This window comes from Vibrio sp. Vb2131 (assembly GCF_033338535.1).
In the GTDB taxonomy this organism is placed as follows: Bacteria; Pseudomonadota; Gammaproteobacteria; order Enterobacterales; family Vibrionaceae; genus Vibrio; species Vibrio alginolyticus.
The window spans coordinates 48,682-73,398 of sequence record NZ_JAWOSW010000022.1; the positions used below are offsets into that span (position 1 = coordinate 48,682).

The 24,717-nt window shown below is 42.4% G+C and carries 25 protein-coding genes; 13 read left to right on the plus strand and 12 right to left on the minus strand.

The genetic code is table 11. The features are described 5' to 3' along the window. Window positions 1-52 precede the first annotated feature (52 nt). On the minus strand, window positions 53-568 hold the full coding sequence (locus R7E38_RS19730) for a porin family protein (RefSeq protein ID WP_318082023.1): 516 nt from the start codon (window positions 566-568) through the stop codon (window positions 53-55). Window positions 569-1,209: 641 nt separating this feature from the next. Between R7E38_RS19730 and R7E38_RS19735 the strand changes: the two genes are divergently transcribed. The 10 genes from R7E38_RS19735 to R7E38_RS19780 all read left to right on the plus strand — a co-directional run bounded on the left by R7E38_RS19735 (window position 1,210) and on the right by R7E38_RS19780 (window position 11,841). Next, entirely contained in the window at window positions 1,210-1,419 is a 210-nt protein-coding gene (locus R7E38_RS19735; protein ID WP_140094649.1) for a hypothetical protein, read from the plus strand. 67 nt (window positions 1,420-1,486) lie between these two features. Beyond that, the gene (locus tag R7E38_RS19740; RefSeq protein WP_318082040.1) at window positions 1,487-2,161 is read left to right on the plus strand and encodes a YjbF family lipoprotein; all 675 of its coding nucleotides are present in this window, start codon (window positions 1,487-1,489) and stop codon (window positions 2,159-2,161) included. Then, window positions 2,158-2,919 (plus strand): YjbG polysaccharide synthesis-related protein, encoded by a 762-nt coding sequence (locus tag R7E38_RS19745; RefSeq protein ID WP_318070309.1) that lies wholly within the window; start codon window positions 2,158-2,160, stop codon window positions 2,917-2,919. The genes R7E38_RS19740 and R7E38_RS19745 overlap by 4 nt, the downstream gene beginning before the upstream one ends. Window positions 2,920-2,921: 2 nt before the next feature. Continuing rightward, window positions 2,922-5,129: a YjbH domain-containing protein gene (locus R7E38_RS19750; protein ID WP_318082024.1), complete on the plus strand. Its 2,208-nt coding sequence runs from the start codon at window positions 2,922-2,924 to the stop codon at window positions 5,127-5,129. A 136-nt stretch (window positions 5,130-5,265) separates the two neighbouring features. After that, window positions 5,266-6,207 (plus strand): ADP-glyceromanno-heptose 6-epimerase, encoded by a 942-nt coding sequence (rfaD, locus tag R7E38_RS19755; RefSeq protein WP_318082025.1) that lies wholly within the window; start codon window positions 5,266-5,268, stop codon window positions 6,205-6,207. Window positions 6,208-6,333: 126 nt separating this feature from the next. Then, window positions 6,334-7,320 carry a lauroyl-Kdo(2)-lipid IV(A) myristoyltransferase gene (gene lpxM / locus R7E38_RS19760; protein WP_318082027.1) on the plus strand — a complete coding sequence of 329 codons (987 nt, stop codon included), beginning with the start codon at window positions 6,334-6,336 and terminating at the stop codon, window positions 7,318-7,320. Then, window positions 7,317-8,039 (plus strand): glycosyltransferase family 25 protein, encoded by a 723-nt coding sequence (locus R7E38_RS19765; protein WP_186584527.1) that lies wholly within the window; start codon window positions 7,317-7,319, stop codon window positions 8,037-8,039. The genes lpxM and R7E38_RS19765 overlap by 4 nt, the downstream gene beginning before the upstream one ends. Further along, window positions 8,036-9,091 carry a lipopolysaccharide heptosyltransferase II gene (gene waaF, locus R7E38_RS19770; RefSeq protein WP_318082029.1) on the plus strand — a complete coding sequence of 352 codons (1,056 nt, stop codon included), beginning with the start codon at window positions 8,036-8,038 and terminating at the stop codon, window positions 9,089-9,091. The genes R7E38_RS19765 and waaF overlap by 4 nt, the downstream gene beginning before the upstream one ends. Continuing rightward, entirely contained in the window at window positions 9,085-10,341 is a 1,257-nt protein-coding gene (gene waaA, locus R7E38_RS19775) for a lipid IV(A) 3-deoxy-D-manno-octulosonic acid transferase (RefSeq protein ID WP_213889201.1), read from the plus strand. Before waaF ends, waaA begins: the two co-directional genes overlap by 7 nt. Before the next feature lie 75 nt (window positions 10,342-10,416). Continuing rightward, complete coding sequence (locus tag R7E38_RS19780; protein WP_318082030.1) at window positions 10,417-11,841, plus strand: hypothetical protein; 1,425 nt, start codon at window positions 10,417-10,419, stop codon at window positions 11,839-11,841. A gap of 220 nt (window positions 11,842-12,061) precedes the next feature. On the opposite strand, the gene pseI is transcribed toward R7E38_RS19780, so the two are convergent. From pseI to R7E38_RS19815, 7 genes are all read right to left on the minus strand, one after another. Beyond that, window positions 12,062-13,108 carry a pseudaminic acid synthase gene (gene pseI, locus R7E38_RS19785; RefSeq protein WP_213889206.1) on the minus strand — a complete coding sequence of 349 codons (1,047 nt, stop codon included), beginning with the start codon at window positions 13,106-13,108 and terminating at the stop codon, window positions 12,062-12,064. A gap of 7 nt (window positions 13,109-13,115) precedes the next feature. Next, entirely contained in the window at window positions 13,116-14,618 is a 1,503-nt protein-coding gene (pseG, locus tag R7E38_RS19790; RefSeq protein WP_315874250.1) for a UDP-2,4-diacetamido-2,4,6-trideoxy-beta-L-altropyranose hydrolase, read from the minus strand. A 15-nt stretch (window positions 14,619-14,633) separates the two neighbouring features. Further along, window positions 14,634-15,326, minus strand: coding sequence for a pseudaminic acid cytidylyltransferase (gene pseF, locus R7E38_RS19795; RefSeq protein ID WP_238852783.1), 693 nt, complete (start codon window positions 15,324-15,326; stop codon window positions 14,634-14,636). Further along, a complete protein-coding gene (gene pseC / locus R7E38_RS19800) occupies window positions 15,326-16,489 on the minus strand; it encodes a UDP-4-amino-4,6-dideoxy-N-acetyl-beta-L-altrosamine transaminase (protein ID WP_411978683.1) in 1,164 nt (387 codons plus the stop codon). Before pseC ends, pseF begins: the two co-directional genes overlap by 1 nt. An 8-nt stretch (window positions 16,490-16,497) precedes the next feature. Further along, complete coding sequence (pseB, locus tag R7E38_RS19805; protein WP_318082033.1) at window positions 16,498-17,511, minus strand: UDP-N-acetylglucosamine 4,6-dehydratase (inverting); 1,014 nt, start codon at window positions 17,509-17,511, stop codon at window positions 16,498-16,500. A 133-nt stretch (window positions 17,512-17,644) separates the two neighbouring features. After that, window positions 17,645-18,352 carry a 3-deoxy-D-manno-octulosonic acid kinase gene (locus R7E38_RS19810; protein WP_318082035.1) on the minus strand — a complete coding sequence of 236 codons (708 nt, stop codon included), beginning with the start codon at window positions 18,350-18,352 and terminating at the stop codon, window positions 17,645-17,647. A gap of 11 nt (window positions 18,353-18,363) precedes the next feature. Beyond that, on the minus strand, window positions 18,364-18,771 hold the full coding sequence (locus R7E38_RS19815; RefSeq protein WP_005395798.1) for a diacylglycerol kinase: 408 nt from the start codon (window positions 18,769-18,771) through the stop codon (window positions 18,364-18,366). A gap of 107 nt (window positions 18,772-18,878) precedes the next feature. Between R7E38_RS19815 and R7E38_RS19820 the strand changes: the two genes are divergently transcribed. Genes R7E38_RS19820 through R7E38_RS19830 form a run of 3 tightly spaced genes read left to right on the plus strand, consistent with a single transcriptional unit; the run spans window position 18,879 to window position 21,522 of the window. Beyond that, window positions 18,879-19,934: a glycosyltransferase family 9 protein gene (locus tag R7E38_RS19820; protein WP_248524609.1), complete on the plus strand. Its 1,056-nt coding sequence runs from the start codon at window positions 18,879-18,881 to the stop codon at window positions 19,932-19,934. A 35-nt stretch (window positions 19,935-19,969) separates the two neighbouring features. Beyond that, window positions 19,970-20,737, plus strand: a complete 768-nt coding sequence (locus tag R7E38_RS19825) for a glycosyltransferase family 2 protein (protein WP_047103887.1) — start codon at window positions 19,970-19,972, stop codon at window positions 20,735-20,737. Then, the gene (locus R7E38_RS19830) at window positions 20,734-21,522 is read left to right on the plus strand and encodes a glycosyltransferase family 2 protein (protein WP_318082038.1); all 789 of its coding nucleotides are present in this window, start codon (window positions 20,734-20,736) and stop codon (window positions 21,520-21,522) included. Before R7E38_RS19825 ends, R7E38_RS19830 begins: the two co-directional genes overlap by 4 nt. A gap of 31 nt (window positions 21,523-21,553) precedes the next feature. Here R7E38_RS19830 and R7E38_RS19835 read toward each other — a convergent pair whose 3' ends face one another. The 4 genes from R7E38_RS19835 to R7E38_RS19850 all read right to left on the minus strand — a co-directional run bounded on the left by R7E38_RS19835 (window position 21,554) and on the right by R7E38_RS19850 (window position 24,422). Next, window positions 21,554-22,489 (minus strand): glycosyl transferase family 90, encoded by a 936-nt coding sequence (locus R7E38_RS19835; protein WP_033905954.1) that lies wholly within the window; start codon window positions 22,487-22,489, stop codon window positions 21,554-21,556. Further along, complete coding sequence (gene coaD, locus R7E38_RS19840; RefSeq protein WP_017820709.1) at window positions 22,476-22,958, minus strand: pantetheine-phosphate adenylyltransferase; 483 nt, start codon at window positions 22,956-22,958, stop codon at window positions 22,476-22,478. The genes R7E38_RS19835 and coaD overlap by 14 nt, the downstream gene beginning before the upstream one ends. Before the next feature lie 75 nt (window positions 22,959-23,033). Further along, window positions 23,034-23,843, minus strand: a complete 810-nt coding sequence (gene mutM, locus R7E38_RS19845) for a bifunctional DNA-formamidopyrimidine glycosylase/DNA-(apurinic or apyrimidinic site) lyase (protein ID WP_138939694.1) — start codon at window positions 23,841-23,843, stop codon at window positions 23,034-23,036. A gap of 102 nt (window positions 23,844-23,945) precedes the next feature. Beyond that, entirely contained in the window at window positions 23,946-24,422 is a 477-nt protein-coding gene (locus R7E38_RS19850) for a hypothetical protein (RefSeq protein WP_262644759.1), read from the minus strand. Window positions 24,423-24,717 lie beyond the last annotated feature (295 nt).

Genomic DNA, 24,717 nt, shown 5'->3' on the forward strand with positions numbered 1-24,717 from the left:
TAAAGTCAGGAGTTAAAAATCCTAGCCACAAAACTAGGCGCTAGGTCTTTAATTAAAATCGGTGTTGAAAGCCAAGAGTAAGTGCGTTCAAGCGTGCCTGGTCCTCAGATGTGCTATCAACAAACTCAAAGACAACTGCATTCTGCTTGTCCAAAGCATAATGCATACCCAAGCCAAAGCTAAAACCTTGATCTTTATTAGAGCCTACATTTTGTTGGTCGATCTGGACACTAGAATAACCGGCAAGTCCGTAAAGTGCTACACGCTCGGAGACAGGCATATTCAACTTAATAAAACCACTCGCAAGACTATCTAGTGCAAGTCCGCTATCTCGTTGTACAGAAGTTCCGTAACGAGCTTCAAAAGCGAGGTAATCATTGAAGAAGTAACCAGCTTGCGCTTGAAGAAGGAAAGGGTTTCCCTCGGTTACTGGAGAAGAGGAATGATGAAATTCAGCGTTAGAGTAACTTACTAACGCACCAGCATAAAAATCTGCTGAGGCAAAAAATGAGCACAAGCCTAAGCTGATTGCACTCAACGCCCCTAGCCATGGTCGTTTATTAATCACGTAAGTGTTCCTTGGGTGTCGACTGACCGCTGCACATTATGAACGACGCGCGCAGTGAATGTCTGTTAACTTTTGTCAATTTCGCTTGTGCGTTTACACGCTACCGCCCGGCGGCATTACGCGTTAGCCACTGTTCGCTGATTCCCGATCCACTCGGTTTATTGATATAAATATTCTTTTTAAGCCTCACTTTTGCGACTAACCGTTCAAAAAACAATCTTTTATAAACACAACACAAAAGCTGGCAAATTATGCATGTATTAGCGCAAAACGGCAAGGGGGCAAAAACGTCTCAGATTTCCGTTTATGGTTCGTAAATTCTCACGAATGAGAAAAACACTGGCTGCCAGCCTCTTAAAACAGAACACAACTACGGATGCATTGAGTAAAAAATGTGAACGTCTGCGTAAACTCAGAGGTGGCTTGAAGTAACACAGTAAAAATAAGCATTTTGATTAAATACAACTATCAAACCTAAGCAATTATCTATTCTCAGTCTTGCAACAATTTTTCTTTAACGTTAGGCAAATTCACATAGGAAACTGTTTACATGCTGATTGTTTTTTAACTAAAATGGACGAGGGTATGTTCTAAACAGACCAAACATCGATGTTTTAAAATCTGAAATACAAGGATTAATAATGAAGAACACAGCTCTAGCTATTCTTATGGCTCTAAGCGCATCAACTGCATTTGCAGCTGAAGAAGCAGGTTCTGCTGGTGCCGCATCTGCGTCTGCCACTGGTACAACTGCAGTAGCGGTAGGTGCAGCAGCAGCAGTAACTGTAGTAGCGGTTGCAGCGTCAGATAGTGACTCAACTACAACTACGACTACTAGTGTTAAAAAATAAGCAAGCCTAGCTTGACTTATATATCGCCCTGATTTCTCAGGGCGATTTTATTTGTAATGAGGGAATGATGAACACCTTTCTATCGCTAAAATGGATGCGCTTACTTGTTGCCCTACCTTTACTGAACTCAATCTTCGGCTGTACACAAAAATTTAATGACGTATCCGCAACAATCCAAGAAGCTTATGGCAACTACATCGATGTCGAGCTAACGCCAGAAGAAATTGAAGCAGTTCCTTATGCTAGTGCTTACTTAAAAATTGGTGACCAAAAACAGGTCTTCGTAGTGTTGGCCTTTGCTGAGCAAAACCCATTAACTGGCAATACCCAATTAAAGTGGGTAAGTGCAGACAAGGCAATGGTGGTAACAGAGAACGGTCATATTGTTAAAACTATTGGTTTGCAAACCACCAATCTAGCAGGCATTTATGGCAACGTTCCTGCCTACTCAGCACCCTCTGTGCAGTATTCTCTTTCTTACGATTGGGCTGACAAATACCGTTATGGGTTCCCGGCTAAAGTCCAACGTTCTCGCCAAGGTAAAGAAACCGTCATAACCCCTATTTCATCTACCTCTACTGATGTTTATACCGAGGTTGTAACGTTTACCAGCTTAGAAAAAACTGTAGAAAACCAATACTGGGTAAACGGTAAAGGAGAAGTAGTGAAAACACGTCAACACTTAGGTCCAAACATGGTGCCTGTTGAATTGACGATTCTGAAAGGGTACAGCAAATCATGAATAAGCGACTGCTATCTTTATTAAGCCTAAGTTTAACGGCAACGATTCTGGCGACACCGACTACCGTTCAAGCTCAAAATCACACCTCACCACCGCTCAATATAGAACTTGTCGGAACGGGCAAAGCATTGCAATTCCAACAAGCGGCACGTTTAGAGAGCGTACTTAAGCATGCACAAGAACAACAAATCGCCCTGCAATACCCTTTAGCTGTGACTCTATTTGATAACACCGAAACCGCAGTGCAAGAAAGTACTGCCTTAAAGAATTCGGTGTTAAACCAAATGATTCAACATAATTTAGTTGCGCACCCATTTTACAAGTTTATCCAACGAAGCCAGTTTGCACCTCGCGTGCTATCGGCCATTGATGTTGATCGCATCCGTCTAGATAAATTTGATAACCCTCTTTTACAAGGTCAACTTGCGTTAAGTGCACCAAAACGTGAAGAAAAAGTGTTGTATGTGGGTAACTTGGAAAAAGTCTACGCGGTAGAAAACCAAACGGGTGTCGCTCTGCATGAACAGATCGATAACCTACGTTCAAGTGATATTGATGAGCTTTCCTATCCGCCAATCCTAATTTATCCGGATGGCAAGGTTATTCATCCTCACCATGGCAGTTGGTTAACCACTCAATATTACTTGCCGCCACTTACCATTGTGTATATCCCATTTGATGAGTTCGAAAAATCACAAATGGATAAAGACATTGTCGCTCTGCTTGCACAACGTAAACCAACCTCATCGAAGAACTAGACATGAACCTGATCAGAACCAGTTTATCCCTTTCTTTAATGGGTCCAGCGTTGGTGTGGGCTCAAGACATGCCTTTCGAAGCACCACCATTGCAACCATCACAAATGGACTTTGGTGGTGTCGGCTTAATGCAGATGCCAACAGGTCGTATGGCACCTGAAGGCGAGTTTAACTTTGCTGTTACCGGCAGCGATGAGTACCTTTTTTACAATGTCACACTACAAGTGATGCCCTGGTTAGAAACGACTATTCGCTATACTAGAGTCAATGATGTTCTTTATAGTGAAGACCCAACGTTTTCTGGTGATACAAAATTTACGGATAAAGGTATCGACTTTAAAGTTAGACTTTTACAAGAATCAAGTTACCTACCGGAACTTTCTATTGGGGTGCGTGACTTTGCGGGCACTGGTCTTTTTGATGGTGAGTTTATTGCCGCAACAAAACGTTACTCTAACCCAAGCCTTGGTACCTTTGATTTCACTTTAGGTATGGGTTGGGGCTACTTAGGCACGCGCGACAACATCAGCAACCCGGCTTGTAAGCTGTCCGATAGTTTCTGTGAACGCCCTTCAGATTTCAAAAATAATGGCGGAAGCGTGGATTTTGAACGTTGGTTCAAAGGTCCTGCTGCACTCTTTGGTGGTGTCGAGTATCAAACTTTGCACGCACCGCTACGCTTTAAGCTTGAATACGACAGCAACGACTACAGTGAAGACTATCCTGTGGTACGTGGTAGTATAGACATGACACCTCATACGCCTTGGAACTTTGGTGTTCTGTATCGTTTAGGGCATATGGCCGATTTGCGTTTGAGCTACGAGCGCGGTGATACGTTAGTTGCAGGCGTAAGCCTTTACACAAACTTCAATGATATGCCGTCTTTCTGGCGTGATGCTCCAACTCCAGAAGTTGAAGACAAACAACCAGAGCAGTTATCTGATGTAGATTGGGAACGTGTTACCGAGGAGCTGGATAAGATTGCTGGCTACCAAAATACCCAACTCTATGTTGAAGACAATACCGTCTCGATTGTTGGCGAACAGAAAAAGTATCGTGATCGCAACGAAGCTCATGAAAAAGCAGCGGCAATCCTTTACAACGAAATGCCAAACAACATTGATACCTTTACTATTAATGAACGTAGTGGTGGATTAATCGGTGATCAAACGGCTATCTCGAAAGAGAAATACCGTGACTTTGCAGAAGTTAACTACATCACTCCTAGCATTGAAGACGCAACTTCAAAAGGAAATGAAAAACCACAAGGTAATCTTATCTACGACGGTTTTGAGCGTTTCGATTATGGTTTTTCCCCGCAACTGGTTCAAACACTGGGTGCTGCTGAAACATTTTACTTCTTTAGTGTGGGACTTAAAGGTGAAGCCTCTTATTGGCTGACAGATGACTTAGAAGTAGGCGGTGCTCTTTATTGGGATTGGTACAACAACTACGACAAGTTTAACTACGTCACTCCGCCGGATGGCACGACGATACCTCGTGTACGCACGATGTTTAGGGCCTATAGAGATGAATATCCTGTAACTATGCAGAATCTTCAATTAACTTGGTTCAAAGAGTACTCAGATACCATGGACCAACAGTTCTACGCCGGTTATCTAGAGAGCATGTTTGCGGGTGTGGGTACCGAATTCTTATATCGACCGAAAGGCGCAAACTGGGCGATCGGTGCAGATGTAAACTTGATCTCTCAACGTGACCCGCAAAGTTACTTCGGTGTGTACGATGAAAAGTGGCAGTATGTTCCAGAATACGGAGATCCTTTCCAAGTTATTGATAAAGGCTTCACAGGTTTCGTTTCTGCGTATTACTACCCCCAATGGGATTTTCTATCCAATTTGATGGTACAAGTAGATGTGGGGCAGTTCCTCGGTGGTGACGTCGGTACTCAAATAAACATAGCTAAGCAGTTTGACAGTGGCGTAATCGCCGGTGCTTACGCTTCGTTTACGAATTTAACTGCAGAAGAGTTTGGTGAAGGCAGTTTTACTAAAGGTTTCTACATTTCGATTCCATACGATATCATGACAGTGAAACCAAGTAACAATAGAGCAAACTTCTCTTGGCAACCAATCACTCGTGATGGTGGTCAGAAGCTAAATAGAAAATACGAACTTATTCAATTAACAGACGAGCGCAACCCTTGGTACCAGAGACCAAACGCGTCAAACGCGTCAAACGCTGAATAACAACACTATTTAAGGGAGCTTCAGCTCCCTTTTACTTATGCCCAAGCGCTTTTTACCTTTCTTTTCCTTCCAATAGCGCTAATTTCTGTTTCTTGCTAGAATTCCTGAGAAAATTTTAATCTATGGTGGAAGTCTTATGATCATCGTAACTGGTGGTGCTGGCATGATCGGCAGCAACATTGTTAAAGCACTAAACGAAACTGGTATTAACGATATCCTGGTTGTCGACAACCTAAAAAATGGTAAAAAGTTTAAGAACTTAGTTGATCTGGACATCACAGATTACATGGATCGTGACGACTTTCTGACCCAAATTATGGCGGGCGATGATTTTGGGCCGATTGAGGCAATTTTCCACGAAGGTGCTTGCTCTGCAACGACCGAGTGGGATGGTAAGTACATGATGCTAAACAATTACGAGTACTCTAAAGAGCTGCTGCATTACTGTTTAGATCGCGAGATTCCATTCCTATACGCTTCTTCCGCAGCCACTTACGGCGATACAGAGACTTTCGTTGAAGAACGCGAATACGAAGGCGCACTGAATGTATACGGTTACTCGAAACAGCAGTTTGATAACTACGTTCGTCGCCTATGGCAAGATGCTGAAGAACATGGTGAGACCCTTTCTCAAATCACCGGCTTCCGCTACTTCAATGTATATGGCCCACGTGAAGACCACAAAGGTAACATGGCTTCAGTTGCGTTCCACCTAAACAACCAACTTAACGCAGGTGAAAATCCTAAATTGTTCGCGGGCAGCGAATCATTCAAACGCGACTTCGTTTACGTTGGTGATGTATGTAAAGTTAACCTGTGGTTCTTAGAAAACGGCGTATCAGGCATTTTTAACTGTGGTACTGGCCGTGCTGAATCTTTTGAAGAGGTAGCAAAAGCAGTTATCAAGCATCATGGCAAAGGCCAAATTGAAACCATCCCATTCCCTGAGCACCTAAAAGGCGCTTACCAAGAATTCACACAAGCGGATCTGACCAAACTGCGCACCGCAGGCTGTGATGTTGAATTCAAGACGGTTGCAGAAGGCGTTGCCGAATACTTGACTATCCAAAACAGTTAAGCACCACAAGGTGGTAGAACCATAACCTGCCACCTTTACTCAAGTGCAATAGCCTGTATCATTCCTAACTATCTTTTTCTCATTTAAACCACTTCGCCCGTACACGAATAGGTAACTAGACACGCCATGACCATAAAACGTGATGACTTCGACCCTAAAGCATATAACCCTGAGTTTAAGCGCCACTTTCTGTCGCCTAAGTACTGGGGCACGTGGTTAGGTGTTATCTTATTTTTACCGTTATCATTAATGCCTCTGGGTTTACAAAAGTGGTTAGCGAAAACCATAGCCAAAAAACTGTGTAAATCCCACAAAGGTCCAGCTCACCGAGCGAGGGTTAACTTTGAGCTGTGTTTTCCGGAAAAGTCGTTCCAAGAACGTGAAACTTTGATAGAAAAAACACTCTACACAGCAGCCATGTTCTTTTTTCGCTTCGGGTTACTAAGTTTACGCTCACCAAAGTGGCTTCAGAACCGTTGCCAAATTCGCGGCCTAGACATTTTACGACAGCACATTGATAACAACGAAAATGTGATTTTAATGGTTCCCCATTCTTGGGCCATTGATGTGCCTGCTATCTTGCTCGCGTCAATGGGAATGCCAGTTTCTGCAATGGCGAAGAAACAAAAGAATGATGTTGCTGACTGGCTAATGCACAAGCAAAGAGTCCAATACAGTGGCCGTGTTTATGAACGCTCAGGTGGCATTAAGCCTTTTCTGAAATCCATTCGAGATGGCTATGTAGGGTATTATCTACCCGATCAAGATCACGGCCCAGAGCATAGTGTGTTTGTAGATTTTTTTGCAACACGTAAAGCAACGCTACCTGGTTTAGGCAAAATTGCGAAACTATCACGCTCAAAAGTACTGCCTCTATTTGCGTCGATGAACACTGAAGATGGTACGTTTGATATTGAGATTTTACCGGCGTTTGAGCTGGATAAAGGCGAAGAGCAAGACGCTCGTACCTGTAATGAAGCAATTGAATATTTTGTCGGTGATAAACCCGAACAATATATGTGGGTACTGCAGTTGCTGCACTCTCAAGAAGACGGCAATAACTATTACAATTTGTTTAAACCAAGATATAACAGCGACTGGAAAGTGCAGTGAAAGTATTTGTCGTAAGCTTGGCTCGATCACTAGATCGCCGAGAACGTATTGAAGAAAAGTTAAAACAACAAGGCATTACGTTTGAATTTTTTGATGCAGTAGATGGCTCTGTTGACCGTTTTCTTCATTCAGAAAAAAGTCGTCCAACCATTACTCTGCGCCGCAAAGGGTATCAATTAAAAACCAGTGAAGTCGCCTGTTTTGCAAGCCATTACGAGTTGTGGGTTCGATGTGTTGAGCTTGATGAACCGATCGTCATCTTAGAAGACAACGTCGACCCCGTAGAAGGGCTGAAGCAAGTACTCGAACATACCCTTCCATTGACTTCTAATTATGACTACATCAAATTGTCTGCCACTCAGAAGCGTGTATTCACCCCAATCGTACCTATTGATGATAATCATATGCTAGGGGGATACTCAGCAGGCACTTGTGGTACCACCGCTTATATCGTCACACCTAAAGCAGCATCAAAGTTTGTTATGCATGCTCAAAAGTTTATTGAACCAGTCGATGACTACATGGAAAAACCATGGAGACATGGTGTTCAAGTTTACAGCGTGTCTCCAGATCTCTTTACTAGAGCAGAGATTGCTTCGACGATTGGTGGTAAAAGAAAAGATAAATCCAAAATGACTCTTGCGAATAAAATATACGCTGAACTTTTTAGAACTTATGAGTCAATTTTGAAATTCCTATACTGGAAAAACAAAGCATGAAGATTTTAGTCATTGGCCCTGCATGGGTCGGCGATATGGTAATGTCGCAATCGTTATATATCGTATTAAAGCAACGCCATCCAGATAGCCAAATTGACGTTATCGCTCCAGGATGGTGTAAACCGATTCTTGAGCGTATGCCAGAAATCCATCAAGCGATTGAAATGCCTATCGGTCATGGTGAGTTTAACTTATTAGGCCGCAGGGAAATTGGCAAATCGTTACGTGAAAAGCAATATGACCACGCCTATATCTTGCCTAAATCAGCGAAATCGGCACTGATCCCATGGTTTGCCAACATTCCTCTTCGTACTGGCTGGAAGGGAGAAATGCGCTATGGTTTATTGAACGACTTACGCCCTAACATGAAGTCTTTTCAGTACATGGTAGAGCGCTATGTAGCGTTAGCTTATCCAAAAGCAGAAATGGTGGATTCTAACTCTCTTGGCGGGCTTGAAACTTTACCTCGCCCACGCCTTGCAATCAACGAAGCAGAGCAACAAGCCACGATCAAAAAGTTCAACTTAGCCCAAGACCAACCAATTATTGGACTGTGCCCAGGAGCAGAGTTTGGTCCTGCCAAAAAATGGCCCGAAACACACTACGCTGAAGTTGCGACGCAAATGGCTCATTCTGGACATCAAATCTGGTTGTTTGGTTCTCAAAAGGACTTAGAGACTTGTAACAATATTCGCGCACTTGTTCCGACGCAATTCCATGAGCACATTCATGTTCTGGCAGGCCAAACCAGCTTAATTGAAGCAGTCGATCTCCTTGCTGCATGTAAGACTGTTGTCGCGAATGACTCAGGCTTAATGCATGTGGCAGCTGCGGTTGGTCGTAATGTTGTTGCCGTTTATGGCTCAACTTCACCGAAGTACACCCCCCCACTCGCAGAAAAAGTGGAGATTGTTCATACCGATATTGATTGTCGCCCTTGTTTCCAGCGTGAATGTCAATACAAACACCTCAAGTGCTTGACAGAACTTTCGCCTAAGCAAGTGCTAGATAGCATCCAAAAATTTGACGCCATTACGATAAGCTCATGTTAGTTCGTATTGTTTATACCTTACTACTCGCCCTAGCGTCACCGCTACTTTTATTTGGTTTGTACAAGAGCAAACCAAATAAGCCTAAGTTCGGCTCTCGCTGGAAAGAGCACTTTGGCATAACCCCCAAGCTAAAAAGCAACGACAAACCTATTTGGATACATGCCGTATCTGTTGGTGAAAGCATAGCAGCAACACCTTTAATCAAAGCCCTTAAGGAACAAAACCCCGAACAATCTATTCTAGTTACTACAACAACGAGTACGGGAGCTGAACAGGTTGCTAAGTTGGGTGATTTAGTTAAACACCGCTATATGCCAATTGACTTTGGGTTCGCTATCAAAGGTTTTCTTAAAGCAGTACAACCAAAACAAATGTTGATCATTGAGACTGAGCTGTGGCCAAACACGCTTCACCATGTTCACAAAGCGGGTATCCCTATAACTGTCGTGAATGCGCGCCTATCTGAAAAATCTTGTCAGAACTACGCCAAAATACAGCGGCTTTTTAACCAGCTTCATCCATGCTTAACTCAAGTACTCTGCCAAACGGATTCAGATGCAGAGCGCTTCGAACGCTTAGGTGTTGAGAAAAAGAAACTATCCGTTACTGGCTCGATTAAGTTCGATATTCAAATATCAGAGCAAGTGAAACAACAAGGACAGCAGCTTCGAGCCCAGCTTGGAAACGATCGTCCGATTTGGATTGCAGCTAGCACCCACAAAGGCGAGGACGAACAGGTATTAGATGCACATAGACAAGTTTTAAAATCTCATCCAAATGCATTACTTATTTTAGTTCCTCGCCATCCAGAACGATTTGATGATGTGTTCACGCTTTGCCAACAGCAAGGCTTTAACACTGTACGTCGTACTTCAACGCATGCAGTAGAGACGAATACTCAAGTATATCTCGGCGATACTATGGGCGAGATGCTAACGTTGATGGGCGCAGCGGACATCTGCTTTATGGGTGGAAGCCTAATTGGAGATAAGGTTGGTGGACACAATGTGCTAGAGCCTATTGCACTATCTAAACCAACTATCAATGGACCAAGCTACTTCAACTTTATAGAAATTATAAATAGTCTTCGTGAATGTAAGGCGATCTACCTAATTAATGATTTTACATCCTTAGCAGAAACAATACTAATTATTATATCATGTAATACAGCGTCAAAAAGTGTTCATAGAGCTAACTTGTGGCTAAAAGAAAATAAAGGTGCATTAAACAGAACTCTTAACAAAATATAAGTATCGAATATAAAAATTCAACCCTATTATTAATGAACAACTCTTTTCTAGTTTTTATCGTATTTGAGAGGCAAAATGACTAATAAAATCTTAGTCCAACTTCCAATTGGAGCTCATAGTCCAAACCTAGAAATAACGCTTAGCTATACTAATGAACTGATTAAGCAAGGTAATGATATTACGATATTAACTTGCTCGGGTTCCGATGATAGCTGCTTATACAATCCTCTAGGCCTTCCATCTACCTGCCGTTCTTGTAAACGTCGGACTCGAGAAGCGTTGTCTCACATTATCGGTGGCTATAAACACGAGGAAACTTTAGGGTTAAGAAGTTATAAATTTAACTACCATTCCACTGAAGAACTAAAAGCTATTAAATATAAAGGTACAAATGTGGGCTACTCAGCCTTATCTAGTTATGCATCTCTTACACGCAGTGTTGATATTGACTATAGTAATAAAAAAACCAGATTAATTATAGATAAATATCTGTCTACTGCCTGTAAGCTAACCGATTCTGTTGTGCAGTTACAACAACATTTTTCATTTGATAAGTTCGTATTATTTAACTCTCGTTTGAATACTTATCGTAGTTTTTTTGATTTAGCAAAAATAAAAAATATCCCTGTTACTGTTGTTGAGTTAAACTTTAGCAAAGAAAATGCAATGATTTTTGAAAATGCAATGCCTCATGATATTGCATATAATGGCTATTTAGTAGAAAGCTTGTTTAAAAATCTGGGCTATGCAAAGACTGAACAAAGAGCGATAGAATTTTTCAATAATAGAGCGAAATCACTATTTAGCAATGAAGAGTCTTATACCAAACAGCAGAATAAAGACCTCTTACCTGACAACTGGGATCCAAAAAAAAAGAAGATCGCTATATTCAATAGTTCAGAAGATGAATTTATGGCCATTGGAGGTAGCTGGGAAGAAAACAGATTATTTAAAAACCAATATGAAGGCCTTACGTTTATTTCTAATTACGCGAAAGATCATAATATTATTTTCTATCTTAGGATTCACCCAAATCTTCGTGGTACTCAAAAATCTTACCTAGAAAAACTATTGGCACTAAAAAGTGATAATTTTGTTGTAATTCCACCTGAAAGTAAAATTTCAACTTATAATCTAATGTATAATTGCGATGCAATTATAACATTTGGTAGTAGTATTGGTGTAGAGGCGACATACTGGAGCAAACCATCAATCCTATTAGGTAACTGTTTCTATCGACATTTAAATATAACTTACAACCCAACATCAACCAAAGAACTAATTACCTTAATAGAAAGCGATTTGGAGCCAATAAATAATAAATTAGGTTGCCTAAAAATGGCAAGCCATATGATAAATCCAGGGTTCAAGGTTCACGGATATTCGTTTAATAACAAGAAAGGCTATGTAAATGGCAAAGAAATAAAAAGGAACAAGTCTCTACTACAAAAAATAGAGAGTAAATATACAAAATTTTACTTAAAATCAATAAAATCGTAGTTCTACTTTTTAACCAAGCATAAGCAATGCTCAGCTAGGTATTGCTTATGTCTAGACTAGAATCATCATTAAAGAACTTAAAGCCTCTTTAATCGTCTTATCTTTCAATTTATTACTACTGTCTAAAAAATCACACACTACTTTTAAATTATAGATAGGAGTGTGTGATTTTTTACTCTCTATTAGAATATAAAAAGAGGATTGAACTTAGTTATAACCGTTAGATAAATTCAAAAGAGACTGGAGTTCCACGACTAATATTCTTTTTTACAGTTTTTCCAATCACTTCATCATAATACTTTGGTGCTAGACCAAATCCGGGACGAATACTACGAACATGTTCTGGCGTTAATATTTCGCCCTCTTTAATATCTTTCACAATGTAAAGAGAGCGACGAAACTTCACATTACCTTTTTCCGCTTCAGTTCTTTCATAATTAACCTTACCAAGAGCTTGCCACGCTGTTTTCGTATCTTTACACAATGCCTGTAACTCTAGAGGCTCCAGTGAGAAGCTATCATCAGCACCACCACCATTGCGATCCATTGTCACATGCTTCTCAATTAAGCAAGCACCAAGGGCGATAGATGTCACTGCTGTTGCGTTATCAATAGTGTGGTCAGATAAACCTGCAAGAACATCAAAACGCTCAGCAATATCTGCAATCGTTCTTAGATTGTATTGGCCTGCAGGTGCTGGGTAACCACTGACACAATGAAGCACCACCAACTCCTGACAACCATTATCTTTTGCTGTCTTGATCGCTTCAGCAATCTCTTCTTGATTCGCCATTCCCGTTGAAATGATCATTGGCTTACCTGTTTGGGCAACACGTTTAATAAGAGGTAAGTCAATCACTTCAAACGAAGCAATCTTATAGGCCGGAGCATCGAGCTCTTCTAAAAGCTCTACCGCGCTAAAATCGAAAGGAGAACTAAAGATAGTAATACCTAACTCTCGAGCTTTTTCGAATAACGGCTTATGCCATTCCCATGGCATATGAGCTCCTTTATATAACTCATACAAAGTCTGCCCATCCCATAAACCACCATGAATTTGAAACTCTTCAGAGTCACAATCCATAGTAATAGTTTCATGAGTATAGGTTTGTAATTTTATCGCATCTGCGCCCGCCTTCTTCGCTTCTTCCATGATTTGGAAAGCACGATTGATATCACCATTATGGTTAGCGGATAATTCTGCGATGATATAAGGAGGGAAGTCTGGCCCAATTTTACGGCCATCAATGGTAATAAATGGTTTCATTTTTGCCTCAATCAATTGGTCGTCGAACGTAAGTTTCTTCATCGATTTGTTGGTAGCAACATTTTTGGAAGAGTCGTTGAGATGCACTATTTGCTTTCAATACCGTAGCATGCAGGGTGACATCAGGATGAATGGCATCCACAATATTTAAAGCTTTAAACGCGATCCCTTTCCCATAACTTTTAGGGTCTAGAAATATTGATACCAAATAATGTCCAGCTTCTATTCTATCTAAGCGCACCGCTCCAACTTCATTGCCGTCATCCCTACTAACGATCATATAGAAGTAGTCAGTGGCTGATTTCAGTTTTTTACACATCCAGGCTTGGTGTTCACCCCATGTAGGGATCTCAGGAGTCAATGCGTACTTTCTCGTCTCTGGGTGACACTGCCAGTCATAAATCAACGCGACATCTTCTTGCGAAGCAGGCTTGAGTGATAAGCCGTCAGTGGTCTCATTCAGTAATAACTCAACCTCATAAGAGACTCGGTGTGCCCCTCGCCCATCGCAAAGAGAAAGATTGGCATCTCTGAATTGGGACCACTGCTTCAGAACTGTCAAGAACTCACTTTGCAACTGGCTAGGGATATCCTCGATATCAACTTTTAATGCCGCAGAATGTTTTACTAATTGTTCACAGATTAGTTGCTGGTTATCTGCTAAAGGAACGATTACGTTGGGTAGCCCAAGACAAGCTCTTTCCCAACTTGTGGTACCTGGAGCCCCTATAGCGATGTCATGCTCTAGCATTAAACTTGCCATATCAGAGACAAAGTCGAGATGTGAAACGTCAGCTCTAGATGCACACCACTCTTTAACTTGGTCAAAGTGAGGCGCTCTAGGCGACAACAATACAGTAAACTTGGCTTCTACTTTGCCGTATAAGGATTCTAATACTTTGAAAGTTGCGTTAGGAGCATCAACCCCGCCCATCGATACCAGCACTTTCAGAGGATTGTTAGAAATCTCCCTAGAAAGCGCTGATTCTCGCTTACTCACGAAGTCTGCCCTCAATAAAGCAAATTCACTGCCCGCTAAGACTCTAGATTGAGATTCAGAGTAATCAGCTTCATCACGCCCTAGAGTTTGATCCAAGATCAAGTCAGCTTTATGGCATCGCCCGAGATCATCAATAGCAAGCATTCGGCAATCTAACGAAGCGATAACTTGCTCTTGCCATTCAATCCCGATTGCATAGTGATCAGTAACAACAAGATCTGCATAAGTGATTTCTGTTAGGAAATCTTGCACATCTTCAGATACGCTCTTTTGAAGCCAGGCTGCATAATCAGCATCGTGAAGTGGTTCAATAACGTCTCTTGGTTTAGCAAGAGTCGTCACCTGAAATCCACGTTCACGAATAAACGCACGCATGTCTCCGTCCAATGGAGAACAAGCAAACTCGATGTTATATCCTTTGTTCGCAAATTCTTCAGCCAAGACGAGACAACGCATAACATGCCCACTACCCACCAACAGAGATGCATCGACTCGAAAAACAACCTTCATACTTCATCCTAAATGTTAATTGGTGAGCTTTAGCACAGAAAATAAAGATTCAGCAAGCTCCCAATCTTCGGGGGTATCAATATCTTGAACTCGATTACGAGGTAAAAGTACGGCTTTCGAATGAGGAGAAAAAATAGAGTACTTTTCTAAAAATGCTCTGGTTTTCCCCCAATAAAACTGTCCTGCATCGTGATAAGCCTCTTCGAGGTCTTGAGACCTTACCTGTTCATTTTCAGGGGAAAACATCGAAACAGAACCGTCTGAATCAAGTTTAATCGCGCGTTGAATTGGGAATGGAAATGAAGTAGCACTAAAAGCGAATTGCACACCTTCGCCTTGCAGAAGTGCGTAACCGTGTTGTAAATCCCTCGGCAATACAAATGGAGCCGTTGCATATAAACAACATACAGCGTCAATATCCCACCCCTCATCTTGACACCAATGAATAGCATGAGCCATGACATCCATTGTTGTAGCATAGTCATCGGAGATATCTGCTGGGCGGAGAAATGGAACATAAGCACCATGAGCCTCGGCAACGACTGCAATTTCCGTATCGTCGGTCGAAACGATCACTTTATCAAAGCAGCCAGAGGCAATGGCTGCTTCAATAGAGTAAGCAATCATAGGTTTACCATGAAATGCTTTGATATTTTTTCTTGGTATGCGCTTACTACCACCACGAGCTGGAATAATCGCGACTTTCATTAGCGCTCCTGCAATATTTCAGTGAGAGCTTGAACGACGGTATCCTGCTGCTCTTCGCTCATCGCGTGGAACATAGGAAGAGAAATAGCTTCACGGTAATAGCGTTCAGACTCTGGGAAATCACCTTCACTGAAGCCCATTTTTTCATAGTAAGGCTGAGTATGGACTGGAATGTAGTGCAGGTTAACTCCGATACCTTTGCCTCTCAGTGCGTCAAATACCTCTTTGTGTGTCAAAGAGATCTTGTCCAACTGCAAACGAATTACATAAAGATGAAGGCCCGAGTAGGTATTCTCCAATTGATATGGCAATACCACTGGTAAAAACTTCAATAGCTGATTGTAACGATCTGCAAGATGATGACGAGCGGTAATAAAAGCGTCTAACCGATGCATCTGAGATACGCCCAGTGCTGCCTGAAGCTCGGTCATACGGTAGTTAAAACCTAAATCAACCTGTTGATAATACCAACCACCATGGCTTTCACCCTCCATTTGCTCAGGGTCACGAGTAATACCGTGACTTCGAAGCAAAGTCATCTTGTCAGACAAAGCCTTTTGGTTGGTCATGACTGCGCCACCTTCCGCCGTCGTAACAATTTTAACGGGATGGAAGCTAAAGACAGTGATATCCGAGTATTCGCAATTCCCTATCGGCAAGCCTTGATATTTGCCGCCAATTGCATGTGAAGCATCTTCAATGACTTTAAAGTTGTACTCTTTCGCCAGTTTGGCGATCGCCACCATATCGCATGGTTGACCACATAAGTGCACCGGCACAACAACTTTCGGAAGCTTACCTTCAGCTTTCGCTTTGATTAACTTTTCCTCAAGGCGTTTTGGACACATGTTGTAAGTATTAGGGTCAATATCTACGAAGTCGACCTGTGCACCACAGTACAAACCACAGTTTGCTGACGCGACGAAGGTAATAGGAGACGTCCAAAGCCAATCCCCCTCACCTAGTCCCAACGCAAGACAAGCAATGTGTAATGCTGATGTAGCGCTATTTACAGCCAGGGCATAGCTTGCACCTGTATGATCGATAAGTGCTTGCTCAAATGCAGGGACTTGGGGGCCCTGCGTCAGAAAATCCGACTGCAAAACATCAATAACACTGTCAATGTCTTGCTGGTTAATATCTTGCTTACCGTAAGGAATCACTACTATTCTCACACTGTAAAGTTTGGATCAACGTGCTCTTTGATTAGCTCACGTAGGCCTTCAATACTTTCCCACTCTGTATTCGTACCTGAATTGTATTTGAAACCAAACGGTACTTTTTCCGCCTTGTGGTGTTCGAGGTATTCTTGCTCTGTATAAGTGAACGAAACAGAAGGAAGAATTGCGTAGTATTTGCCAAGGTCGATCGTATTTAGCGAATCAGTATCGGTGATCATCTCTTCATGGAGCTTTTCACCAGGGCGAATACCAACCACTTTAGTTTCACACTCAGGAGCAATAGCTTCAGCGATATCTAAGATTTTGTAAGATGGGATTTTTGGTACAAAAATCTCACCACCTAAATGGTTTTCAAGCGCGTACATCACCATGTTGACGCCATCTTGCAATGAGATATTGAAACGCGTCATATCTTCATGAGTGATTGGTAGAATACCTTCTTCACGTTTACTCAAAAAGAATGGGATCACTGAACCACGAGAGCCCATAACATTACCATAACGTACAACGCTGAAACGGATATCTTTCGAACCTTTGATGTTGTTGGCAGCAGTGAACAACTTATCCGAAGCAAGTTTGGTTGCTCCATATAGGTTAATTGGTGCACATGCTTTATCTGTTGATAACGCTACAACATCTTTAACGCCGCACTGCAGCGCTGCCTGGATAACATTCTCTGCACCATCAACGTTAGTTCGGATACATTCTGTCGGGTTGTATTCAGCAGTATCTACCTGCTTGATCGCTGCAGCATGAATAATCACATCAACACCTTCACAGGCTTGAATCATGCGGTTTTGATCACGAACATCACCGATAAAGAAACGAAGTTGTGGGAAATCTTTTGCAGGATACTTTTGTTTCAGCTCAAACTGTTTTAGTTCATCACGAGAAAAAATGATGATTTTTTTAACTTCTGGATAGCGTCCAAGAATGGTTTTAATGAACTGTTTACCGAACGAACCGGTACCACCTGTAATTAAGACTGTTTTTGAATTCAACATAATATGCTCTTTCTTGTTCAGGTTCGAAACCTGTACCTCAAATAATTTAGAATGCTAATTGCGATATTTTAGCACTTAGACAAATGTGTTGTACTAGGTATAAACTCTTAGCAATGTCCTCACTTTACATATCCTAAAAATTCACAACGGCACTTACGAGTTCATCAAAGTCCGTTTTAGACCAAATAATATTCTTACTTTTTAATTCTTTCTCAAAAGAGCGCTTTAATCTATCTAGGTTTTGATGCTTCCAGTCTCCAGAAGTTTCAAAACGACACTTATCAAAATCGATAATCCATACCTTATCTTTGTCGTCGATCAAGATATTGTGGATATTCAAATCGGTATGGTTAACGCCAACCTGATGCATCTTGGCAATTTCTTGCCCTATTTTCTGATACATTTCTACCGATAAAGACTGTTCTTGCAAGATACTAACCAGATCTCTGGCGTTTGGGATTCGCTCACTTAATAAATCGGCTTGATAGAAGAGTCCTGACTTTACGGCTCTTGCTGCTATAGGACGAGGAACGTGCACCCCAGCCTCAATTAGCGCCAACAAAAGCTGAAACTCTTGCGCACAACGGGTGTTATCCCAGCCAGAGAACCAATAATGATCGTTAACTAACTTCCCAAACAAACCGCCACGACGGTAATGACGTAGTGCCGCTTGCATGTTCTCTAGTTGGATAAACCATGTCGTGCCTCGCCCCGTCGCACTGCCAACCACCTTGTCTAAGGACTGCCAGTATTCCGCATCAAATATCGGTTGGCTAGGGTCTGTAATGATCTCGTCATCAAACCAGATCACTTGGTTGTTGTTTTTATATTGTTGAGTCATGCGCTCACCCTCTAGCCTAAATACCGGCTGGCTAATATATACAACCAAGTAAATGCAGCAAACGCCAAAGCAACCATAACGGCAGCAGAGCCTATATCTTTAGCTCGCCCACTGAGTTCATGCCGTTCAATACCGATACGATCCACTACCGCCTCAATCGCTGAGTTTACAAGCTCTACAATCAAGACTAATACCACGACCCCGATCATTAAGATACGCTCAACCATGCCGACATCCACTAGCCAAGCCAAAATCACAGCAATACTCAACAGAGCCAACTCTTGTCGAATGGCAGCTTCATGCTTAAAAGCCGCTTTTAATCCTTGGATCGAATAACCCGTCGCTTTAACGATGCGCTTTAGTCCGGTGTTACCCGGCTTGCCAGATTCTTGCGATTGATGTGGTGTTGTCTTTGACATTGCAGAACACTTATCAGTACTTAGCTATATTCGAGCCGTGTATTTTACATTTATTGGGGATGTCTGCATAATTTACCTGCCTCTATTCATCGAATCAGACAATAATTATGTTCACTTCTGCCCCATCGTCACTATGCGTCTTGCGTTTGTCCGCTATCGGAGACGTTTGCAATACTATCGCCACCATTCAAGCTATTCAGAAACACTGGCCTTCGACCCAGATTACTTGGATAACGGGTAAACTTGAAGCCCAGTTATTAGCCGCCATCGATGGTGTAGAAGTGGTTGTTTTTGATAAAAAAGCGGGACTTGATGGCTACAAATCACTTTGGCGACAGCTGAAAGGCAGAGAGTTTGATGCGCTATTGCATATGCAGTACGCGATTCGAGCGAGTGTCGCAACGTTGGGCATTAAAGCAAAATACAAACTTGGTTTCTCTTCTGATAGAAGCCAGGACTTTCAAACACTATTTACCAATGTCAAAGTGCCTTCCCCGCAATCTCTGCATGTCGCAGATGGCTTAATGGCCTTTGCCCATCAAATTGGGGTACCAAAGGCAGAACTAGACTGGGTACTTTCTTATTCAGACCACGACCAAGCTTGGGCAGAGTCTCATATTTCTCGTAGTAAACCTAACCTGCTGATTGTGCCTGGTGCGAGCAAAGCTTATAAAAACTGGAACGCGGAAGGTTATGTGGATGTGATTCATCACGCCAGAGCAAAAGGCTGGAACGTGATTCTGGCAGGCAGCCCTGCTCAGGTAGAATTGGATCTGGCAGAAGCCATTCAATCTCGCTTGGAAGAACCGTGTCTAAATTTAGTTGGACAAAGTTCAATTCTGCAAATGCTTGCGTTAATAGATAAGGTTGAAATGGTCATCGCCCCCGATACCGGACCAGCACACATGGCGAATGCAATGAAAACACCAATCATCGGGCTCTATGCACACCATAATCCGCTGCGAGTGGGACCTTACCGTTATCTAAAATACGTTGTCTCAGTGTATGAAGAAACGATCTTTGCGGAAACAGGTAAAAACAGTCACGAGTTAAGCTGGCGAACTCGCGCTAAAGATGAAACGGCAATGAACCGCATTACCAGCACTCAAGTAATGAGCATGTTCGATCAAGTCTTAGAAGATTTGTATCCTCAATACCAGTAAACTTACTGTCTTGATTTGTTAAGAAGGAAATGACCTTGTCCAAACCAACCTTAGCCGTTGCCTTAATTGTAAAAAATGAAGAGAAGCACTTACAAGCTTGTCTAGACACAGTAAAAGATTGGGTCGATGAGATTGTCCTTCTAGACTCGGGCAGCACTGATCGCACTGAAGAAATCGCCCGACAATACACAGATAAGTTTTACACCAACCTAGATTGGCCAGGATTCGGTAAACAGCGCCAACTTGCGCAGCAATACGTTACGGCAGACTACGTTTTATGGCTTGATGCAGATGAACAAGTCACTCCAGAGCTAAAAGAAAGTATCTTACACGCGGTATCAGCCAATAAGCCGAACGTTTTATACAAACTTAATCGACTAAGCTCAGCGTTTGGTAAGTTCATCTACCATTCTGGTTGGTCTCCAGACTGGATTGTGCGCTTATATCGCACCGAATATACACAATATAATGATTCGCTCGTTCATGAAAAAGTTGATGAGAAAAACTATCAAACTGAAAAGCTGGATGGTCGACTGCATCACTACACTTACGAGCACCTTCATCATTACATCAATAAAACCACTGGTTACCTCAAGGCCTGGACAGATGAACGGGAAGGTAAAAAGAAAGCGGGGTTAACGACCGCTATTGTTCACGCTCTTGCGAGCTTTTTGAAGATGTATGTGCTCAAACGAGGTTTCCTTGATGGCAAACATGGCTTCATTCTAGCTTGGCTAAGCATGCACTCTACTTTTGTAAAATACATCGATCTCTACTTACGTGAACAGGCAAGAAAATCATGAAAACGACTTTAATTATCACCACTTACAACTGGAAAGAAGCATTAAAAGCGGTGTTAGAAAGCGTGAAACGTCAAACCGTTTTGCCTGACGAAGTAATTGTTGCAGATGACGGTTCTCGAGACGATACCAAAGCAATGATCGACCAACTGCGTGACGGCTTTCCAGTACCACTTATTCATAGCTGGCACGAAGATAATGGCTTTCAACTTTCAATGAGCCGCAACCGTGCGATCGCCAAAGCATCAGGTGACTACCTCATCATGATTGATGGCGACATGGTGCTGTCCCAAACGTTTATTGAATCACATAAGCAAGTCGCAAAACCAAATTGGTTTGTGCAGGGCGGACGTGTGTTAACGGATGAAAGCTGCAGCAAGGCCATCATGGAAAACGGCTTAGTGCCTTCTATCTTCAGCAAAGGCATTCGCAATCGTAAAAACTGTATCACCAACGCTTTGCTATCGAAATGGTTCTCTTACGAGCGCAATAACGATAAAGCCACTCGCGGTTGCAACATGGCGTTTTGGCGACAAGATGTCATCGAGGTGAATGGCTTCAACCAAGATTTTGTTGGATGGGGACGCGAAGACAGCGAGTTTGTTCATCGCATGTTGAATGCGGGTAAGTCACGTCTTTACCTAAAATTCGCAGGTGTAGGCTACCACTTGTACCACGTAGAAAACTCTCGTGCGTCACTCGGACAAAATGACGAGATTTTAGAGAGCACCATTAAAAACAAGCTTAAACGCTGTGAGAATGGTGTTGATCAATTTCTAGAAGCTTAAGATTATAAAAAAGGGGCGTTTCGCCCCTTTTTTATTGTTGCTGAGATAAAGCGAAGTACTTATCGGCAACCATCAATGAGATCAAACGCTCTTTACGTTTATCTTTGAACTGCTCAACCCACTGGTGCGCATTTTCAATGATCGCTAATGCTTCTTGCTCATTCGCTAGGTAATAATCCATCTTTTCGGGTAAATCCGAATAGTCATCCTTCACTTCAACATAGTGGACGCCTGCCTCTAACTTACCTTCCATAAACCAAGTCTCATATTTTGGCTTTGACATAATAACCAAGGAGTTAGACGACATAGCCCACTTAAGGTTGGTGGCCACATCATTGCCTTCTATACAGAGCAAAAACTTATACTGCAGTTGCTCTTCAATACTCATAAAGCCCTTTTCCCATGGTTTCCCTTCTACCGGGCGGGTCTGGCCAATATTGCATTGCGGATGGTTGTAAAACGCATGAATCACCTTTTTACGATGCGGCTGAAAACCCACGCCGCGCCACGCTACCATGTCCTTTTTATCTTGATAGCGAACAGGATCATCAATAAATTTAAAATGACGAACTTGATTAAGTTTCAACACCACTGAATTTTGGTTGTTACCAAAAATAGGGCGGCTTTTTATAAAGCTCGGTACATTGGGGATGTGTGTAACATCGCCGTTGATGTAGTTAAACGCAAAACTGGAAGGGAAATAGCGTACAACTTGGCGAAGATCGAAAAAATACGTCCAACCTTTCGTTTTTTTGAATGTATCGATGGTCGAGTAACTTTGTTCTCGACTATCAACTGAAAACGGCGTTTCACACTTATTGTAATAGTTCACCCGCTCAATACAGCCTTGCAGCTCTGCTTCGGTCAGATTCGAAAGTAAACGCTTGGCTTGTGCTCGATATACAAAGCGAGGGATAAGTATCGAGAGAGCGTTTGAGAAATAATAAGGGAACTTACTGTCTTTCATTCAATTTTTCCCCAATCGCGATGGCTACTGGCTTGGGAACGAATTGTTCGATACTTCCGCCATGAATCGCTACTTCTCTCACGATAGTCGACGATAAAAACGCAAACTCTTCTTCAGGAGTTAAAAATACGCTCTCGATTCCTGGTAATAGCTTTCGGTACATGTTGGTCAGTCCAAACTCGTATTCAAAGTCTACCGTTGTTCGTAAACCACGAATAAGAACCTTAGCTTTCTCATTTCTCGCGAAATCCACTAATAACCCGGAGAACCCCTTTACCGTCACACCAGGTAAATGCGCTACAACGTCCTGCATCAGTGCAACGCGCTCTTCCAATGAAAACATAGTGTTCTTCGATGGGCTTGCGGCTACGCCAATCACAACCTCATCAAACATTTCGTGAGTACGTTCTATTAGATTGAGGTGACCATTAGTCACTGGATCAAAAGTGCCCGGATAAATGACTTTCATATAATTTACTAAGTTATTCGAAACTGATTGAATTATTGAGGCTCGAGCGCAAGATTACAACAACTTAAGCTCGACTTACTTCTGACACTCACTACAAAAGAAGGTATTACGTTGGCCAATCTTTAGCTCTTGAAGTCGTTCGCCGCACTCTGGGCATAGCTCTCCTGCTTTTCCGTAAACCAATAACTCTTGTGCAAAGTAACCCGGCTTTCCATCGGCTTGCGCAAAGTCTTTCAGCGTAGTCCCACCTTGCGTAATGGCAATCTCAAGTGTCATTTTGATATTTTCAACAAGTAACCCCCACTCTTGAGAAGTCAACTTACCTGCGGGCCTTGAAGGGTGAATTCGAGATTTAAACAACGACTCATTCGCGTAGATATTTCCGACACCAACCACGACTTTGTTGTCCATGATGAACTGCTTGACGGCGACACGCTTATTTTTAGCTTTCTCCGCTACATATTCCGCATTGAACTCTTCAGTTAAAGGCTCAGGCCCCATGTTTGCTAGCACAGCATGTGACTCGCCAGGAGCACACCACAGCCATGCCCCAAAACGACGCGGATCGTTATAACGCAGTATTTTTCCACTGCTTAGTTTGAGATCCACATGATCGTGCTTTGCTGGCGGAAAGTCAGCATCTAGGACACGTAAAGACCCAGACATGCCCAAGTGAACAATGGCTGTACCTGTGTTTGTCTCGATCAGTAAGTATTTCGCACGACGGCTAATCGCACGGATCACCTGCCCTTCCAATTTTTTAAGCTCTGTAGGAATATCCCAGCGCAATTTAGGCGTTCGAAAAGTAAACGACTGGATCGTTTGTCCAACCATGTGGGGGCTAATCCCCATACGGCTGACTTCAACTTCTGGCAACTCAGGCATTAGATTCTCCAATTCACCGGCTAATAGTTCTCGCTGCTAGCATAATCGAAAAGAAAAACGATAAATAGGGAAGCTTATTAGGGGTATAGGCGCAAAAAGACTCTACTCTGGCATAAGGTAGTTTTCATCGACGGAGATAGCGACCCATTTGTCTTGCCAGGTTTTAAATAGCCAAAAATCAGATAAACGAAAGAAAGTCACCCGCTGCGGCTCTTCGAGATCCTGATACCAAACTTCTACCGTTTCAGGTACCGCCAGGTTAGGTTTTAAATGATCGTACTGTTCTGAGGTGAGCTCGGTCCCTTCCAATGATTGCCAGCGTGATACAAGTTCACTAATCGGTGCATCAACTTTGATGTTGGATTGCCACCGTCCATCATGCAGCTCGAACTCCCAGCCACTATAGTACAAAGACTCCACCGTATAGTCGGAGCGAAGTACATTTGGGTAAGGGTCTGCTTGATCTGTTAATAGGTAATTTTTGATCCACATCGGCGCATTTAAGATCACTATAAATGCGATAATGCCCAGAATAAGAATATTGTTCCATCGGCGGCGACGAGCCGGACTCACACGCATAACCATCTCTACTCTCTTATCGTTATGAGTAAATTACCAAAGAGTATTGAGCTTGACTAGAACAACGGTGTGCAAGTGTGTAGGGAAGTTGTAACTAAGCGGCAGAGAGCGATCAATCAAAAATTCGAGTATAGAGTCGGACCAGTAAAATAACTTCAGCAGTACTTTACAATCCGATGACGTACTGAACACTTTATCTTCAGCACTTTTATTCAGGTAGTAAATTACCACCTTCTAAAGAAGGTGGCTTTGTGTGAGCCCCCTAAAAGGGGGCCTTTGTTTAGTCCAGCGCCAA